Origin of the sequence: Paraburkholderia sp. SIMBA_030 (assembly GCF_046535245.1) — a bacterium.
Classification (GTDB): Bacteria; Pseudomonadota; Gammaproteobacteria; order Burkholderiales; family Burkholderiaceae; genus Paraburkholderia.
The window spans coordinates 15,547-32,919 of sequence record NZ_JAWRXB010000017.1; the positions used below are offsets into that span (position 1 = coordinate 15,547).

At 64.5% G+C, this 17,373-nt stretch carries 13 protein-coding genes; 3 read left to right on the plus strand and 10 right to left on the minus strand.

Annotated elements, in window-relative coordinates:
* Nucleotides 1–65: 65 nt before the first annotated feature.
* Nucleotides 66–1,406: an EAL and HDOD domain-containing protein gene (locus SB772_RS26685; protein ID WP_410836180.1), complete on the minus strand. Its 1,341-nt coding sequence runs from the start codon at nt 1,404–1,406 to the stop codon at nt 66–68.
* 333 nt (nt 1,407–1,739) lie between these two features.
* Between SB772_RS26685 and SB772_RS26690 the strand changes: the two genes are divergently transcribed.
* Nucleotides 1,740–3,554 (plus strand): putative bifunctional diguanylate cyclase/phosphodiesterase, encoded by a 1,815-nt coding sequence (locus SB772_RS26690; protein WP_410836181.1) that lies wholly within the window; start codon nt 1,740–1,742, stop codon nt 3,552–3,554.
* A 91-nt stretch (nt 3,555–3,645) separates the two neighbouring features.
* Nucleotides 3,646–5,103, plus strand: coding sequence for an HDOD domain-containing protein (locus SB772_RS26695; RefSeq protein ID WP_410836182.1), 1,458 nt, complete (start codon nt 3,646–3,648; stop codon nt 5,101–5,103).
* Nucleotides 5,104–5,273: 170 nt separating this feature from the next.
* On the opposite strand, the gene SB772_RS26700 is transcribed toward SB772_RS26695, so the two are convergent.
* On the minus strand, nt 5,274–6,668 hold the full coding sequence (locus tag SB772_RS26700) for an EAL and HDOD domain-containing protein (protein ID WP_410836183.1): 1,395 nt from the start codon (nt 6,666–6,668) through the stop codon (nt 5,274–5,276).
* Between the two features lie 279 nt (nt 6,669–6,947).
* On the opposite strand from SB772_RS26700, the gene SB772_RS26705 reads away from it, so the two are divergent.
* The gene (locus SB772_RS26705; protein ID WP_410836184.1) at nt 6,948–7,685 is read left to right on the plus strand and encodes an acetoacetate decarboxylase; all 738 of its coding nucleotides are present in this window, start codon (nt 6,948–6,950) and stop codon (nt 7,683–7,685) included.
* A gap of 165 nt (nt 7,686–7,850) precedes the next feature.
* Here SB772_RS26705 and SB772_RS26710 read toward each other — a convergent pair whose 3' ends face one another.
* The 8 genes from SB772_RS26710 to SB772_RS26745 form a co-directional block, all read right to left on the minus strand.
* Nucleotides 7,851–8,645, minus strand: a complete 795-nt coding sequence (locus tag SB772_RS26710) for an ABC transporter substrate-binding protein (RefSeq protein WP_410836185.1) — start codon at nt 8,643–8,645, stop codon at nt 7,851–7,853.
* Nucleotides 8,646–8,925: 280 nt separating this feature from the next.
* Nucleotides 8,926–9,996 (minus strand): succinylglutamate desuccinylase, encoded by a 1,071-nt coding sequence (gene astE, locus SB772_RS26715; RefSeq protein ID WP_410836186.1) that lies wholly within the window; start codon nt 9,994–9,996, stop codon nt 8,926–8,928.
* Nucleotides 9,980–11,320: an N-succinylarginine dihydrolase gene (gene astB, locus SB772_RS26720; protein WP_410836187.1), complete on the minus strand. Its 1,341-nt coding sequence runs from the start codon at nt 11,318–11,320 to the stop codon at nt 9,980–9,982. Before astB ends, astE begins: the two co-directional genes overlap by 17 nt.
* Nucleotides 11,321–11,329: 9 nt before the next feature.
* Entirely contained in the window at nt 11,330–12,793 is a 1,464-nt protein-coding gene (gene astD / locus SB772_RS26725) for a succinylglutamate-semialdehyde dehydrogenase (protein ID WP_410836188.1), read from the minus strand.
* A gap of 2 nt (nt 12,794–12,795) precedes the next feature.
* Nucleotides 12,796–13,827, minus strand: a complete 1,032-nt coding sequence (gene astA, locus SB772_RS26730; RefSeq protein ID WP_410836189.1) for an arginine N-succinyltransferase — start codon at nt 13,825–13,827, stop codon at nt 12,796–12,798.
* Nucleotides 13,824–14,882 carry an arginine/ornithine succinyltransferase subunit alpha gene (gene aruF / locus SB772_RS26735; protein WP_410836190.1) on the minus strand — a complete coding sequence of 353 codons (1,059 nt, stop codon included), beginning with the start codon at nt 14,880–14,882 and terminating at the stop codon, nt 13,824–13,826. The genes astA and aruF overlap by 4 nt, the downstream gene beginning before the upstream one ends.
* Before the next feature lie 29 nt (nt 14,883–14,911).
* On the minus strand, nt 14,912–16,147 hold the full coding sequence (locus tag SB772_RS26740; protein WP_410836191.1) for an aspartate aminotransferase family protein: 1,236 nt from the start codon (nt 16,145–16,147) through the stop codon (nt 14,912–14,914).
* A 154-nt stretch (nt 16,148–16,301) separates the two neighbouring features.
* A complete protein-coding gene (locus SB772_RS26745) occupies nt 16,302–17,351 on the minus strand; it encodes a GlxA family transcriptional regulator (protein ID WP_410836192.1) in 1,050 nt (349 codons plus the stop codon).
* Nucleotides 17,352–17,373: the final 22 nt, after the last annotated feature.

A 17,373-nucleotide genomic window follows, 5' to 3' on the forward strand; every position in this document is an offset into this window, starting at 1 on the left:
CCGCATGGAACCACGCGGCAAAGCCCGGCGAAGCCCGGCAACGCGGCTTGCGTATCGCACAAGCTTCAGGTCGCCGTCTCGTCGATATGCGCGCCGAACCATGCAGCCGCCGACAGGTTCAGTTCGGCCAGCACCTCAGGCGTCAGCGCGGTGAAACCGGCCGGCGCATCGGGACTGGCGGCGATCGACGCTGCATCGGCGCCCTCGCCCGCCGCTTCGGCAATGCGCAGCAAAGTACCGAGCGGACCGCTACGCGAGACGATCGCCTCACGGATCTGCGGCGCGAGGCCGAGTTTCTCGAGCACAGCAGCGGGCGTGCTGCCGACCACCACGTGGATCAGCGAAAAAATACCGGTCATGAAAGCCGCATCGGAAAAATCGTCATCGCGTGGATGCAGCCAGCCGGCGGCCAGTTCCATGAAGCGCGAACGCGTGCCGGCCAGTTGCACCAGCGGATCGGCGCGCCACGGCAGATCGCCGCCGTCGGCGTAGAGCAGCAGTTGCGCCCAGCGCGTGATCTGCCGCGTGCCGGTAGCGATGATGGCCTCTCGCAGCGATGCAATATTGCGCCCCAAGCCGAACGCGCTCGAATTGACGAGGCGCAGCAACTGCACCACGACGCTCGGATTGAGCTTCAGCTCCGCTTCGAGCTCGGCGATGTCCCCATCATCGCGCGACAGCAACGCGAGCAAACGCAGCAAGGCCGGACGCGGCGAGCGGTTACGTGGTGCGGCCAGCACCTGCGGTCGTGCGAAGAAGTACCCCTGGAACAGATCGAAGCCGAGCTCGCGAGCCAGCATGAAGTCTTCGCGCGTCTCGACCTTCTCGGCGACCAGCACCTTGCCGTGGCCGCGTACGGCCGCCGCCAGTTTCGCCAGCGCGGATCGCCCGGTCTGCAGGAAGTCGATCTTGACGATGTCGGCGTGCGGCAGCACGGCGATCAGCTCGTCAGACAGCTCGGTTACGTCGTCGAGCGCCACCTGGAAGCCCGCACGGCGCAACTCGGTCAGCCGGCGCGCCAGTTGCGCATCGAACGCCACGGTCTCGAGAATTTCGAGCACGAAGCGCTCGGGCGGCATCAGATGGACGATGTCGTTGAAGAGCAGCGCGCGATCGATGTTGACGAAGCCGCGATGCGAGCCCAGCACGGCCGGCACACCGAACCCGCCGATCGTGCGCGCCACGACCTGCGCTGTCGCCTGGGCGTTGTCGCCGACTTCAGCGTAGTTGTGCGTGCCGGCTCGAAACAATAATTCGTAAGCATTGAGCGCGCCGTCGCGATCGAGAATCGGCTGGCGGCCCAGATAGACAAACTGCGCCCGAGCCGCCGGATCGACGCTGTCGGCGCATTGAGCAAGCACCTCGACGTGCCCGGGCTCGGCCCTGACAGGATGACGTTCAGACATGGGCATCGGTGCATGTATTCGGAAAAGCTGTGCAACGGCGTCACGGCCGGCGCCGCACAACGGGTTGGCCACAGAGTTTGCCGCGCGTTTGCCGCGGGTTCCCCGTATTAACGGACGCGGCGCGATTGCACTTTAACCGAATCGATCCCGTCGCGGTGGCGACTCGCGCAGCCATGCCTTACCAACTGTTTTTTTCAACCGGCGCTAAAGATTTCCCGCCGCCGGTCGTTATCTCGTTCTGATGAGGCGGCCTGATACCTCTCAACCGCCCGAGAGCACGGCGGGCAGAAGGCCGCCTCGCCTGCAGACGAACCCAGGTTCCCAGCGACAAACATGGAAGCGAACAGGATCACCGCGCCCCGCCGGGGCTCCTTGCGCACGGTCATCGACCGGCTGTGGGCGTTCGGCCGGCGCGCCGAGCACAAACCGCAGCTGGACGCAAGCCGCGCTGCGCAACTGGAACAGGTGGTCGGCGCCGTCGACCTGGTGGCGCACGTCGATCACGAATTGCGTTTTCTCTATGTGTCCGACGCCAGTCTGCGCTTCATCGGCTACCACCGCGAGTATCTCGAGACCATCACGCTGCACGATCTGGTGGCGCCCGCCGACGTTCAGCGCCTCGACGCGCTGCTCGCGCGCGCCGCCACGACGGGCAACGTCGAGAAGACGACGCTCAACCTCATCAAGTCGCTGACGTACCCGATCACGGTCGAACTGCGCGCGGTGCGCAGCAACCACGGCGGCATCGACGGTTACGCGATCGCCGGCTTCGACGTGTCGGCCTGGCGCGCGACCGAGGAACGCTTGACCCAGGCGCTGCATCACGACCGCCTGACCAACCTCGCCAACCAGTCGGCGCTGATTCCCATGCTGCTCGACGCGCAACAGCAAGCCGACGCACACGGCACGCCGGCCGCGCTGCTGCTGCTCGACATCGACGACTATCAGCGCGTGAACCGCGCGCTCGGCTACGACGCCGGCGACGAAATGCTGCGCGACACCGCGCGGCGTCTCCTGAATATGACGAGCCCGAGCGAGACGATCGCGCGCGTGGCCAGCGACGAGTTCGCGATCCTCGTGAAAGCGGCGACCGACCGCACCCACGCGGCGGCGGCCGCCGAAGCGCTAGCCCGCCGCCTGTTGACCGCCATCCAGCAGCCGTACGTATTCAACGGCCAGCAAGTGCATCTGTCGGCGAGCATCGGCATTGCGCTCTACCCCGACGTGCGCCACGCCAACGACACCGCCGCGCACGACACGCATCTGCTGCGCTGGGCCGACCATGCGCTGCAGCAGGCCAAGGCGGCCGGCGGCAACACGCTCGCCTTCTACGTGCCGGACGACAATCCGGCCGACGCCGAACGTCTGAAGCTCGAAGCCGATCTGTACGACGGCGTGCGCAACGGCGAGTTCTCACTGCACTTCCAGCCGATCTCCAGCAGCCGCACGCATGGCGTGGTCGGCGTCGAGGCGCTGATGCGCTGGCTGCATCCCGTGCACGGTCTGGTTCCCCCGTCGATGTTCATTCCGCTCGCGGAGTCGATCGGCCTGATCAACTTCCTCGGCAACTGGGTGTTGAAGGTGGCCTGCATGCAGTTGATCCAGTGGGACGCGCGGGGCATCTCGTTGCAGTACGTGGCCGTAAACGTGTCGCCGCAGCAGTTCCGCGATCCGCGTTTCAAGGACGCCGTACGCGAAGCGATCGAGCTGACCGGCATCGATCCGCGCCGCGTCGTGTTCGAGATCACCGAAAGCCTGCTGATGCACGACCCGGCGCACGCCAAAGGCCTGCTCGAGGAATTCACCGCGATGGGCATCCGCTTCGCCGTCGACGATTTCGGCACCGGCTATTCGAGCCTCGCTTACCTGCAGCGATTCCCGCTCGCGAAGCTCAAGATCGACAGGAGCTTTGTCGAGAATCTGCTAACCTCCCGGAACGATCAGGCAATCGTTAGCGCGGTCGTGGGTCTCGCGCAAACACTCGATCTCGAACTGGTCGCCGAGGGTGTCGAAACGGAAGAACAGCGCACCCTTCTGACCGAAATGGGATGCGACCATATTCAGGGTTGGCTCGTCTGCAAGGCGTTGCCCTCCGACGAACTCGCGCAGCGTTTCGAAACGCGCACGCTACACTTGCACGCCGCATAGCGATGCAGGCGAAACGTTTGCGCAACGGCACAAGCCGGCGTGGCGCCGGCGTGGCACTCATTGGAACTTGTATGGCTTTTGCGGGAATCACATGGTAAAGGCGGCGGTGCTCGACAGGCTCTGGACGCGAATGAGCGAGCGCGGCGATTTCCCTATGCTGTCGCAGTCGCTGCGTATCACCATGGCGGCAATGAACAACGACGACCTCGACTTCACCGGACTCGTGCAAGTCGTGTTGTCGGATTTCGCGTTGACGCAAAAGGTGCTGCGCCTGGCCAACTCGGCCATGTATATGGCGTTCGGCGGCAACATCACGACCGTATCGCGCGCGCTGATGGTGCTCGGCATGGATGCAGTCGGCCACCTCGTCGTCGGCCTGAAGATCGTCGATCACTTTCATCACAGCGCGCCGCGCCGCATCGACGCGAAACTCGAACTGAACCGCACGCTGCTGTCGGGCTGCGTCGCGCGCAAGCTGACTGAACGCGGCGATCTGCGTGCCGGCGAAGAGGCGGTGGTCTGCACGCTGATGCGCCAGATCGGCAAGCTGCTGGTGGTGTTCTATCTCGACGCAGAGTGGGATCAGATTCGCCGCCACATCGAAAGCGGCACGCTCGAATCCGACGCCTGCGTGCTCGTGCTCGGCGTCACGTTCGACGAAATCGGCATGGAGGCGGCCACGCGCTGGCGTCTGCCGGACATGATCCGCTCGGGCATGGGCGAGTTCGATCCGCAGGATACCGAGCAGCCGCGCCAGGTGCAGTGGCTGCGCGCCATCACCAACTATTCGACTGCCGTGGCGAACGTGCTGACCCAGCAGAACATGCCGGACGGGGAACGCGAATCGCGCATGAGCGAATTGGCCCAGGATTACAGCCGCGCGCTGAACACCGACCCGGAGGTGCTGCTCGAGATGAGCGTCGCGCTCGCCCATGAAGAAGGCGGCGACGGCGTGATGCGCGAGATCGTCGAGTTGCGCGCCAATGCGGACGCGATTGCGCGCGAGGCGCTCAATCCGGAAGCGCGCATCACGGCCGGGGTCGAGGATCTGCGTGCCCTGCCCGCCGGCAGCGCGCTCGCGCCGGCGCTGGCAATGGCCACCGAAACCGTGCTGGCCGGCCTCGGATTTGCGCGCACGGTTGTGTTCGTCAAGCACAGCAACGGCACCTTCAGGGCACGCCTGGGTCTCGGTCCGAAGATCGACGCGGCGTTGCCGAAGCTGTCGTTCAACACCGCCTTCGAGCCCGACGTATTTCATCTCGCGATAGCGAACTCGGTGGGCATCTTCATCGAGAACGCGCACGATCCGAAGATGGTCGCACGGTTGCCCGAGTGGTTCCGCCGCTCGTTCGACGACACGCGCGCGTTCGTGCTGCTGCCGGTGGTCGACGAGACCGAGAAGACCGTGGCGCTACTGTACGGCGACTGGTCGGATACCCAGGAGCCGCGCCGGATCTCACAGAAAGAGATGGGCGCGCTGAACGAACTGGCCAGGGAGTTAGGACGTTTTTTCGCCCAGGGGCAAATGCAGGAAATGGAGACGATGTGAAGACGTGGCGTGATCGTTGATCACGGTGCTTCAATTCTCCCGCATTTGCCCTGAATCGAGGTGGCCGACCAGGTTACCGAAACTCGCGGCCTGACTCAGGCGACGCAGCTGATGCTGCCGTCGCGCACCGCGCATTATCCTCACCATCGCGTCAGTTACGCCGCGCCAACTCAATCCTCGATCCGCTCCAGTCCCTCCGCGCTCCGATCCGCGGTCCCGGCCCACGCCCCTGCCGCCAGGCCAAGCTGCGCGACCTCTTCCACCGTCAGCGGCTGCAAGCGCGCGCAAAGGGTACCGATTTCATCCCAGGCGCCCCGCTCCAGCGCTTCAACTGCGTTCAGCAACATCCCCAGCACGCCCTCGCGATGCAAAATCGCCGCCTGGATCGGCCGCGACAGCGTCAGCACATTCAACGTGCTCTCGAGCGAGCCGCCAAACACCGCATCGACAAACGAAAACACGCCGGTCAGAAACGCCGCGTCGGCTTCGTCACGCCCGGCTTCGGGCAAGCGCGCGATCGCCAGTTCCATGAAGCGCGCGCGGGTCGCCGCCAGTTGCAGCAACGGGTCGTCTTCCAGCGCGACCTTGCGGCCGTCCGCGTACAGCAGCAACTGCGTCCAGCGCGCGATCCGATCGGTGCCGGTCGCATTGATCGCTTCACGCAGCGTCGTCACCTTGTGGCCGACCGCCAGCCCGCTCGAATTCGCGAGCTTCATCAGATGCATCACCAGCACCGGGTTCAGCTTGAGTTCGGCTTCGAGTTGCGCGACGGTCGGCTCGCCCGCCAGCAGTTGCAGCAGGTTCAGCAAGGCGTGCCGTGGCGCGCTGACACGCCGCGTCATCGAGGTCTGGGGACGCGCGAAGAAATAGCCCTGGAAACGGTCGAAGCCCAATTCATGCGTCGTTTCGAAATCGGCCGGCGCATCGATGCCCGCTGCGATCAACAGCTTGCCCGCGGACTTGAGTACGCTGCTCAGCTTGGGCAACAGCGCGCTCGAGGCGCGCGTGAAATCGATCTTGACGACATCCGCATAAGGCAGCAGCCGCGCGAACGTCTCGTTGGGCTGGGTCACTTCATCGAGCACGAAGCGATAACGCCGCCCATGCAGCTCGACGATCCGCGCGATCAACGCCTCGTCGACTTCGAGCGCGGACGACAGTTCGAACATGAAGCGGTCAGTGGGCAGGTGCCTGATCGAGTCGTCGAACAGCATGTCGCGGCTCACGTCCACGTAGGCGGGATGCCCGGTGAGCGCGCCGCGCACGTTGCTCTGGAGCAGACCGCGAATGACGGCTCGCGCCACCTGTTTCGCCGGCTCGGGCTCGCGGCCCGGCAAGGCGTCGGCGTTCGCGTTTGCATTCGAGACTGCATCGGCGGCGCCGGCCGTTGCCGCGCTCAAGTTGCCGGCCGGCAGATCCGGCGCAACCTTGATCTCATATCCGCATAGCATGCCGTCCCGATTCAGGATCGGCTGACGGGCACAACTGGCGTTCAATTGCGCGTCGTCCGCGCCATCCGGCGCAACACCCGTCCGGCCCGAATTCTCGATTGCGATGGTGGTCATTCCGGTCCCCGCTGAGCGCCGCCCTGGCGCATGCTGCTGTATTTTGATTTCCGCTGACGGCGCGCCCACCCCCCGAGGCTCGCGGCGCCGCGCGGCGCCGGCTACGGGCGCCCGGCGATTTTAGCTCAGGCCGCCGCGCGCGGACACCGCGATGCAGCAATATCTCGAAATAATTGCGTGCCGGCCTCCCTGAAAGCCGGGAAGGAATCGACGATACTGTTGTGCGATGCAAAAGCGTTCCACCTGTGCTACCCCGGTCTTCAACCACCAAGGAAAACCATGGACGTCAAAAGCGTGCTTTCAAATGCCTTCGCGATGCCGATCACGAGCCCGGCGTTTCCGATGGGCCCGTATCGGTTCACTGATCGGGAATTTCTGATCATCACCTACCGCACCGATCCGGACAAACTACGGGCCGTCGTGCCCGAGCCGCTGGAAATCGGCGAGCCGTTGGTACATTACGAATTCATTCGCATGCCGGATTCGACCGGTTTCGGCGACTACACGGAAAGCGGCCAGGTGATCCCGGTGTCGTACAACGGCGTTGCGGGTAGCTACACGCTGGCGATGTATCTGGATGACCATCCCCCTATTGCCGGTGGCCGCGAGTTGTGGGGTTTTCCGAAGAAGCTCGCCAAGCCGGCGCTCGAAGTGCACACGGACACGCTGGTCGGCACGCTCGACTACGGCCCGGTGCGCATCGCCACCGGCACGATGGGCTACAAGCATCGGCAGCTCGATCTGGCGCAGCAGAAAAAACGCCTCGAAGCGCCGAACTTCCTGTTGAAAGTGATTCCGCACGTGGACGGCACGCCGCGCATTTGCGAACTGGTGCGCTACTACCTGCAAGACATCGACCTGAAAGGCGCATGGACCGGCCCGGCCGCGCTCGAACTGGCGCCGCACGCGCTGGCGCCGGTCGCCGCTTTGCCGGTGCTCGAAGTCGTCGAGGCACGGCATCTGATTGCCGACCTGACGCTCGGCCTCGGCGAAGTCGTGTTCGATTATCTGAGGTAGTTTCAAGCGGCGACGCATTCTGCACGGCAGCGCACCGAGCGATCAGGACAACGGCCGTCTGCGCCGTTTTTTATTTACTTAGCTATACAGATCAGACGACAGCCGAAATGCAAACCGGCCGCGCAGGCGGCCGGTTTGCATACAGCGGACAACGCAACCCACGATTTACTTCAACACAACCTTCACGTCGAAGTACTTCGCGGCGAAGCGGTCGATCGTGCCGTCCGCCTTCAATTCCTTGAGCGCCTGGTTGAGCGCATCCTTCAGTGCCTTGTCGCCCTTGCGGACGCCGTAGCCCACGCCCGCGCCGAGCAGCTTTTCGTCGGAGACAGCCGGACCGGCGAATTCAAAGCCGGCGCCTTGCGGCTTCTTCAAAAAACCCTTCGACGCAGCTTCCGCGTCCTGGAACGCGGCATCGAGGCGGCCCGATGCGAGGTCGGCGTAGATCTGGTCCTGCGTCTGATACGGCACGACGTCGACGCCGGCCGGAGCCCAGCGCGCCTTCGCATAAGCTTCCTGAATCGTGCCCTGCAACACGCCGACGTGCTTGCCCTTGAGCGAAGCCGGCGTCGGCAGCAGGCCACTGCCCTTCTTCGCGATCATCTGATTCGGGATCGTATAGATCGGATCGGTGAAGTCGACCGCCTGACGGCGTTGCTCGGTGATCGTCATGTCCGAGTTGATCGCGTTGAACTTGCGCGCCTGCAGCGCCGGGATCAGGCCATCGAACGAATTCTCGACCCACACGCATTTCGCCTTCAGCTTCGCGCACACGGCGTTACCGACATCGATATCGAAACCTTGCAGCTCGCCGGACGCCGACTTCGATTCGAACGGCGCGTACGACGCCTCGACGCCGAAGCGCACTTCCTTGATATCCGCTGCCGATGCGGCGCCTGCCGCTACCGTTGCCGCCGCGAACAGCGCGAGCGCAGCCGTGTTTCGCCAATTCATCTTCATTACGGGTGTTCCTCTACGGTATTGAATAAGACTGAGTCGAATCCGGCAGGCATGATTGCCGCGCCAAAATTGCGATTCAAACTCGTGCGGCCGGTGTGGTGCAGCGCAACAGCCGCGAGGGCGCGATTGTACAGGCTTCGCAGTGCATGCCTGGCGGGCGCGTCTGCGTATGCCTCGTTTGGCGAAGCCGGCACGGCGCACATAAAGGTGCAATTTCGTGTCGCGCTCAGGCAAACAAATGCGCGTCAAGGCGCGCGACGTCTCATCACCTACCGCGCGACTACACAAGTCTCGACAGCGTGTCCTGGGTCGTCTCGACCACCATCAAGCCGGCGCGCAAGCCCGGCTTGACCGTCGAGTTCGGAAACACGATGCGTTCCTCGTCGCGACGCACGACATAACGATAGTCGCCGTCACAGGCGAGCACCGTATCCTTCACGAACGGCGTGAAGTTCGGTACGTCCGCGGCAACCCGCAATTCGAATGCATCGCTTTGCTTGGTGATCTGATCGATCACAGTGAAGGCACGCGGCAGCGCTGCCTTTGCACCACCCTTTGCACCGCCGGTACCGGCCAGCAGATGGCGCAACGCTTCGTCCGCGCCCGCAAATCGCGTCAGATCGTTCTGGCCGAACGGACGCACTTTGCCGAGTTCCAGCGTACACGCCTCGGCGCCGCACGCTTGCGCGGTGAAATGCGAAAAGGTATTGCCCCTGGTCGTGTGGAGCAGTACCGCGCTGATGCGTGCCTCGCCGAGCCACTCGAACATCGCGCGCGAAAACGGCAGCCCCGTATGCGGCAGCAGCGCAAACTGCTCAAACGCGGAGGCGCGGATCGCCGTGTGCATGTCGATATGCCAGCGCGCGCCACGTTCAGCCGATGCCTCGGCGAAGAACTGCGTCGCCGCGCGTTCCAACGCCGCGGCGCGCGGTGCTTCGTGACTGTGCGGCACCTGCGCATGACGTCCGCTGAAGAGGCGGTTCAGGTCGTCGTCGCGATAACGGCACGCGTCGCGCATCGCGTCGACGTTGCCGAGAATCACCAGCAAGCGGCAAGTCAGCGCAGCGCCGCCTTGCGCAATATCGCGCACGAGATACGACAGCAGTTCGATCGGCGCGGTCTCGTCGCCGTGCACGCCGGCAGACGCGAGCACGCTGCGTGTGCCCGGCTCCCGAGCTGCGGGTTCCGCGGGTTCCATCTGCAGAACCCCGTCATCGAGCCAGCGCCAGCGCACGCCGTTCGCGCACGCGCCTTCTGCGTCATGCGCGGCGGGCCGCTTGCCCGCCAACGTGTACGCGAGGAAATCGTCGAGCATCGCAGCCGGCATGCCTCGCTCAGCGCTGGAAGTCATACAGCGAACCCAGACCGAGAATCTGCGTCAGTTCGTCGAGCGCGGTGCGCGACTCGGCGAGCAATTGCGGATCGGTCAGATCGGCCGGCGCGAGACGGTCGCGATAATGCTTTTCGATCCACGTATCGAGGCGGCCGAACAGATTGTCGTCGATCCACACGCCCGGCGTCGTCGCCGCGCGCTCGGCATCGTTCAGCACCACGCGCAAACGCAAACACGCCGGACCGCCGCCGTTCTTCATGCTTTCGCGCAGATCGAACACGAGCACGTCGTCGATCGGGCCGGTGTGCGATGTCAGATGATCCAGATACGCGGCCACGCGTGCGTTCTCGCGGCATTCCTGCGGTACTACCAACACCTGCTTGCCGTCCGGGCGCGTCAGCAACTGGCTGTTGAACAGATACGACGTGACGGCATCGGACACGCTCACTTGTGCATCGGGCACTTCGATCACGTTGAACTCGGCCTTCAGTCCCGAGAGCTTGGTGCGCAGTTCGTCGTATACCGCGCCCTGCTCGACGAACGCCTGCTGATGGCAGAACAGCGTGTTGCGATTGCCGACCGCGATCACGTCGTTATGGAACACGCCCGCGTCGATCACGTCCGGGTTTTGCTGGGCGTACACGGTGGCCGCTTCTTCGAGACCGTGACGGTGCGCGACCGCGCGGCTCGCTTCAAAGGTTTGCCGTGCCGGGAAGCGCTTCGGCTCCGGTCCGCGGCGATATTCGCTGCGGCCGTACACAAAGAATTCGACGCCACGTGTGCCATATTCCGCGCAAAAACGCGTGTGGTTCGCCGCGCCTTCGTCGCCGAGTGCGGGCGTGCCGGGCAAGGCCTCATGCACCGCGAACCGGTCAGCATCGTTGAAGATCGCCCGCAACGTGCGGCGCGTGGATTCATGTTCGATCGCGCGATGCAGCTTGCTGCACAGATTGGCCGGCGTGAAGTGCACGCGGCCGTCGCGCGTATCGGACGAGGGACTGACAGTCGCGGCATTCGCCGTCCACATCGCCGAGGCGGAACTCGCGGCGGCCAGCAACTCGGGCGCGTCTTTGGCGACGCGCGCGATCACCGTCGCGTCGTCGCCGGAAAATCCGAGTTCGCGCAGCAGGCGCATCGACGGACGCTCCTGCGGCGGCAACACGCCTTGATGAAAGCCGAGGTCGGCCAACTGCTTCATCTTGCGCAGGCCCTGTTTGGCCGCCGCTTTCGGATTCGCAATCGACTTCTCGTTGTTCTGCGACGCGACGTTGCCGAACGAAAGCCCGGCGTAGTTGTGGGTCGGGCCGACCAGGCCGTCGAAATTGGCTTCAGTGGCTTGCATCGTCGATCCTCAGAATTGAAGGCCCGGCGAAACGCTCGCGGGCATGTGCAGTTGCGCGCTTTCGACGGAAGCCATCGGATACGCGCAGTAGTCGGCGGCGTAGTACGCGCTCGGCCGGTGATTGCCCGAACGCCCCGGACCGCCGAACGGCGCGCCCGACGACGCACCGTTGGTCGGCCGGTTCCAGTTGACGATGCCCGCGCGGATGGTGCGCTGGAAATGCGTCCACCGTGCTTCGTCGTCGGCCAGCAAGCCGGCGGACAGGCCGAACTCGGTGTCGTTGGCTTGTTCCAGCGCTTCGTCGAAGGTGCCGTAGCGGATGATTTGCGCCAACGGCCCGAAATGCTCTTCGTCGGGCAGATCGCGTACTGCGGTCACGTCGAGAATGGCGGGCGTAACGAAGCCGAGTGTCGGATCGCGCTGCTCCATCGTCAGCAACGATTTCGCGCCGTCGGCGAGCAAACGCTCCTGCGCCGCGACCAGACGCGAAGCGGCGCGCGCCGAGATCACCGCGCCCATGAACGGCTGCGGATCGGCGTTGTATTCGCCGACGCTGATGCGCGACGTGACCTCGGTGAGGCGTTCGATAAAGCGGTCGCCGAACGCATCGTTCGGCACGAAAATGCGCCGCGCGCAGGTGCAGCGCTGCCCGGCCGACAGAAACGCCGACTGGATCGTGTGATGCACGGCCGCGTCGAGATCGGCTACCGGCCCGATCACGAGCGGATTGTTGCCGCCCATCTCCAGCGCCAGCACGATTTCCGGACGGCCACCGAACTGCTTGTGCAGCAACGTGCCCGTATCCGAGCTGCCGGTGAAGAACAAGCCGTCGATCTGCCGGTGATTCGCCAGTGCAATGCCGGTCTCTTTCTCGCCCTGCACGACGTTCAGCACGCCCGCGGGCAAGCCCGCATCGCGCCAGATCTGCGCGGTGACAGCGGCCACGCCCGGTGCCAGCTCCGACGGCTTGAACACCACGGCGTTACCGGCGATCAACGCCGGCACGATATGCCCGTTCGGCAAATGCCCGGGGAAGTTATACGGCCCGAACACCGCGACCACGCCATGCGGACGATGCCGTAGCACAGCGGTACCGTCGGCCATCGCCGAACGTTTTTCGCCGGTGCGTTCGTTGTACGCCTGAATCGAAATCTCGACCTTCGCCGCCATCGACGCGGCTTCCGTGCGCGCTTCCCACAGCGGCTTGCCGGTCTCGCGGCCGATCGCTTCGGCCAGCGCCTCCTTGCGTTCGGTCACGAGCGCGGCGAAGCGGCGCACCACGGCGCAACGTTCGTCGAGGCTCAATGCCGACCACGCCGCGAAGGCGCGGCGTGCGCCGCGCACCGCACGATCGACGTCGTCCGCCGACGCGCTGTTGCCTTCCCAAACGGTCGCGCCCGTGCCCGGGTTGTGCGACGCAAATGCGGGTCCTGTGCCGGCGGCCCATTCGCCGTCGATGAAAAGCTTGCTCATGATCATCCTTGTTTGTGTTTCAGCGGCAGCACCCTAACCGGGTCGCCTGCCTTCACGTCGAGTGCGGCTGCCTCCGCAGCGCTCAGCCGGAACACGCCGTTTTCCGGCAGGCCCGCTAACACGCCGACGCGAAAATCGCCCAGCGACGTATTCGACACCATCGACTTCGGCCCATCGGCCGGCGCATTCGACACGCCGATCTCCGCCGGTACCACCACGCTTTCGCGCACGGTGCGCAAGTCGGCGATATGGCATTCGAGCACCGGACCGGCATCGAAAATATCGACGTGGTTCTCGTAGCGCAGCCCTTCCGCTTCGAGCATGCGGCGCGCCGGAATCGTGTCGCTATGCGTGAGGCCGACGCTTTGCTGCGCCTCTTCCGGCAACAACTCGACGTACACCGGATAGCGCGGCATCAGTTCGGCGAGAAACGCCTTGCGGCCGTGCGAGCTCAGATAGTCCGCTGCGTTGAAATCGATCTGATAGAAATGCGAGCCGACCGCGCGCCAGAACGGCGAGGTGCCGTCCGCGTCGAAATGGCCGCGCAATTCCGCGCACAGACGCTCTGGAAAGCGCTCGCGAAACTGCGCGAGAAACATGAAGCGCGAACGCGACAGCAAGCCGCCCACGCCGCTCGTGCGATAACGCGGGCTCAGAAACAGCGAGCACACTTCGGCATAGCCGGTCAGATCGTGCGAGATGTTCAGCGCGCGCATGCGCGTCCAGATGCCGAGATCCTGGCTCGCGTGCACCACCGTGCTGACGCGATAGTTGTAGAACGGCTGTTGCAGGCCCACCGCGGTTTCGATCCCGCACACGCCGGCCACGTCGCCGGTCTCGGTGTCTTCCATCACGAAGAAGTAACCCGCTTCGTGTGGCGCCGCTTTGTCTTCCATCGTGCGGCGCGCGCGTTCGACGCGTGCCGCGAGTGCCTCGCGATCCGGCTTGAAGGTGGTGAGACCCGGGCCGGTCTCCTGGGCGAGCGCCATCAGCGCGTCCACATCGCCTCGTTGCACAACGCGAACGACGATCATTGTGCGTCTCCCGAAGATGCTTCCTGATACGGCTGGTGCAGCGGCACGCAGCGCACCGCGTCGCCCTCCTGCACGCCGAGCGCGGCGCGCGCCGTGTGCGGCAACGGCGCGCCGGTTTCCTTGCCGGCCGACAGCTCGCCCAGCACGCAGCGGAATTCGCCGTCGGCGCCGTTATGCGCGATCAGATACGTCGAGCCGGCCGCTGCTGCGCCGGCCTCGTGCACCACGCGCGTTTCATTGCGCGTGACGCACGCGCTGCGATCCACTTGCGCGGTCAGCACCGGACCCGCATCGAAAATATCGATAAAGCGGTCGGTCTCGAAGCCTTCTTCAAGGTGGATCTCATACGCGAGCAGCGCCTTCGAATCCGGTTCGCCGAGCACGCGTTGCGCCGCTTCCGGCAGCAACGGCACGTAGACCGGATAGGTCGGCATCACTTCGGCGATAAAGGTGCGGCTGCGGCCGCCCGATTCGATTTCGATGTCGGCGAAGTCGCGGCCGAAGAACTTGCGCCCCACCGCTTCCCAGAACGGCGACACGCCCGCATCGTCGGTGACGCCGAGCAGCAGCGAGAACACCTCGGGCGTGAAGCGTTTGCGATTGGCGGCGATGTACATCATCCGCGCCCGCGACATCAGATGCGCGGCCGCATCGCCACGCAGCGACGGATCGATGTAGTAGCCGGCAAGGCGGCTCTTGCCGGTCAACTCGTGCGACATGGTCAGCGCGTGAATCTTGCGATTCACGTGCAACTCGCGCGACGCATGAATCAGCGCGTCGTTGCGAAACGCGTAGAACGGATCTGAATAACCGGCCGCGGCGACGATGCTCGCCGTGCCCATCAGCTTGCCGCTTTGCGCATCCTCGAGCACGAACAGATAGAACTCCTCGCCCGGAAAATCGACGTCCGCGCGAAACGAGTCTTCCGACAACGCGACGCGCGCTTCGAGTGCACGCCGGTCGTGCGGCAACGAATGCAGCACCGGTTGCGCGGTGCGCGCCATGTGTTCGAGCGCATCGAGATCGGCGAGGCGGCCGGGGCGTACGAAGAGCATCGTCGTTCCTGATTGAATGTGATGCCCGATTAACGAGCCGGGGCTTCAGCGGTTGCGCCGACCACTTCGTCGATCGCCTTCGCCAGACGCGCAAAGCCTTCATACATGTCGTCGAGCGGAATAATCAGCGACGGCACAAAGCGCAACACGTCCGGACCCGCCATCAGCATGATCACGCCGTGATTGCCGGCCGCCGTGACGAAGTCCTTCGCGCGGCCCTTGAACGCGTCGGTCAATTCCGCGCCGATCAGCAGCCCCTTGCCGCGCACTTCCTTCAAGATGCCGAAGCGCTCGTTGAGCTTCGCAAGCTGCCCCTTCAGCGCTTCGCTGCGCGAATGCACGCCTTCCAGCAGCCGCGGATCGCTGACCAGTTCGACCACCTTCTCCGCAATCGCCGACGCCAGCGGATTGCCGCCGTATGTCGTGCCGTGCACGCCGACCTTGAAGTAAGCAGCCAGTTCGTTGGTGGTCAGCATCGCGCCGATCGGGAAACCGTTGCCGAGCGCCTTCGCGGTGGTCAGGATGTCCGGCGTCACGCCCGTGTCCTGGTACGCATAGAAATGGCCGCTGCGGCCCACCCCCGTTTGTACTTCGTCAAAAATCAGCAGTGCGCCGTGCTGATCGCAAGCCTCGCGCAAGGCGAGCAGGAAGGCCGGATCGGCGGGAATCACGCCGCCTTCGCCCTGGATCGGCTCGACGATCACTGCGCAGGTTTGCGCGCCGATCGCTTTCTTCGCGGCTTCGATATCGTTGTACGGCAGATGGGTGATGCCGGCCGGCACCGGGCCGAAGCCTTCCGAATACTTCGGCTGGCCGCCCACGCTCACGGTGAAGAACGTGCGGCCATGGAACGATTGCGTGAACGAGACGATTTCGAATTTATCCGCGCCATGACGCTCGAATGCGACGCGGCGCGCCAGCTTCAGCGCCGCTTCGTTGGCTTCCGCGCCCGAGTTGGCGAAGAATGCGCGGTCGGCGAAGGTCAGGTCTTCGAGGCGTTTGGCGAGGCGCAGCACCGGCTCGTTGGTGTAGCCGTTACCGATGTGCCACAGCTTGCCGCCCTGTTCGTGCAGCACCTTCAGCAGTTCAGGATGCGCATGACCGAGCGCGGTGACGGCGATACCGCCGGCGAAGTCGATATAGTCGCGGCCCTGCGTATCCCAGACACGCGAGCCGAGACCGCGATCCGGTACGAAGGCGGCGGGCGAAAACACCGGCACCATGACTTCGTCGAAGGTCTGGCGTGTCACAGTCAGGTCGTTCATGGCAAATCCTCGTTACAGGTGAGAGGTAATACACGTAGTGTAGGAAACCGCACGCGATACGTCTTGCGCATACGCGACGCTTTCTATGAGCTTCCGGGCGGGCATGCCGCGTACGGCGCTGATTTGCACCGCTCATTGCGCCTGCTTATCCAGATTACCCGGCTCGATCGGGCCGCTCGATCAACGCGCCGGGCCGCGGCTCGCTCGCCGCGGCGCCCGTCGCGCCGGTCTGCTTGTCGATCCAGTTACGACGATCCTCGCGCGGTGTGACACCGAAGCGTTCGCGATACGCATTCGAAAAGTGCGCCGCCGACGAAAATCCGCACGCGAGACTGATCTGCACCACCGATTTGCTGGTGCGCTGCAATTGCGTGCGCGCTTTCGAAAGCCGCAGCCCCAGGTAGTACTTGGACGGCATCGAGCCGAGATACTGGCGAAACAGGCGCTCCAGCTGCCGCCGCGAGACGCCGACCAGGCCGGCGATCTCATCGGTGGTGAGCGGATCTTCGATATTTGCCTCCATCAGCAGCAGCGCGTCGTTCAACCGCGGATGGCGCTCGCCCGGCGCGGTCACGAACGGAATCCGCTGACGCTCCTCGCCCGCGCGCAACACGCCTACGCCGAGCGTATCGGCGATCCGGTCCGCCAGTTCGGGGCCGTGATCGCGGCCGATCATCGCCAGCATGAAGTCGACCGTTGCCTGACCGCCCGCGCACGTCGCGCGATCACGGTCGATTTCGAAGATCTGCTGGGTGACGATCGAGCGCTCGAACTGCTCGGAGAACTGCTGATAGGTTTCCCAGTTGACGCTCACGCGATAGCCGGACAACTGTCCCGCCATCGCCAGCCACCAGACGCCGTGATGAATGCCGGTGACGAGCGGCGTGCGCTGCCCGACGCGCGACAAACTCGCCAGAAACAGGCGGTAATCGGCGAATTGCTGAAACCGCTCGCTGACGACGATCAGCCAGTCACACGAGATCGCATCGCCGAATGCGGCATCGGCCGGCCATTGCGCGCCGCCCGCGAGCGGCACCGCGCGGCCGTCCCATGAACACACCTGCACGCGGTACAGCGCGCGGCCGTCGATTTCGTTGGCGAGATTGAGCGCGTCGACAATCGGCCCGACGCCCGACATCGACACAGGCGGCAATGCGACGATTGCAACCTGGGTGGTGCGTGCAGGGCTGGACGTGCGAGCCATCGCTGATCAGTGAAACGCGCAG

Coding starts and splice junctions, on each gene's coding strand:
- astA (WP_410836189.1), bottom strand. CDS start 13,827: ATGATCGTCGTTCGCGTTGTGCAACGAGGCGATGTGGACGCGCTGATG.
- SB772_RS26690 (WP_410836181.1), top strand. CDS start 1,740: ATGGAAGCGAACAGGATCACCGCGCCCCGCCGGGGCTCCTTGCGCACG.
- SB772_RS26685 (WP_410836180.1), bottom strand. CDS start 1,406: ATGTCTGAACGTCATCCTGTCAGGGCCGAGCCCGGGCACGTCGAGGTG.
- aruF (WP_410836190.1), bottom strand. CDS start 14,882: ATGCTCTTCGTACGCCCCGGCCGCCTCGCCGATCTCGATGCGCTCGAA.
- astB (WP_410836187.1), bottom strand. CDS start 11,320: ATGCAAGCCACTGAAGCCAATTTCGACGGCCTGGTCGGCCCGACCCAC.
- SB772_RS26705 (WP_410836184.1), top strand. CDS start 6,948: ATGGACGTCAAAAGCGTGCTTTCAAATGCCTTCGCGATGCCGATCACG.
- astE (WP_410836186.1), bottom strand. CDS start 9,996: ATGACTTCCAGCGCTGAGCGAGGCATGCCGGCTGCGATGCTCGACGAT.
- SB772_RS26700 (WP_410836183.1), bottom strand. CDS start 6,668: ATGACCACCATCGCAATCGAGAATTCGGGCCGGACGGGTGTTGCGCCG.
- SB772_RS26710 (WP_410836185.1), bottom strand. CDS start 8,645: ATGAAGATGAATTGGCGAAACACGGCTGCGCTCGCGCTGTTCGCGGCG.
- SB772_RS26695 (WP_410836182.1), top strand. CDS start 3,646: ATGGTAAAGGCGGCGGTGCTCGACAGGCTCTGGACGCGAATGAGCGAG.
- astD (WP_410836188.1), bottom strand. CDS start 12,793: ATGAGCAAGCTTTTCATCGACGGCGAATGGGCCGCCGGCACAGGACCC.
- SB772_RS26740 (WP_410836191.1), bottom strand. CDS start 16,147: ATGAACGACCTGACTGTGACACGCCAGACCTTCGACGAAGTCATGGTG.
- SB772_RS26745 (WP_410836192.1), bottom strand. CDS start 17,351: ATGGCTCGCACGTCCAGCCCTGCACGCACCACCCAGGTTGCAATCGTC.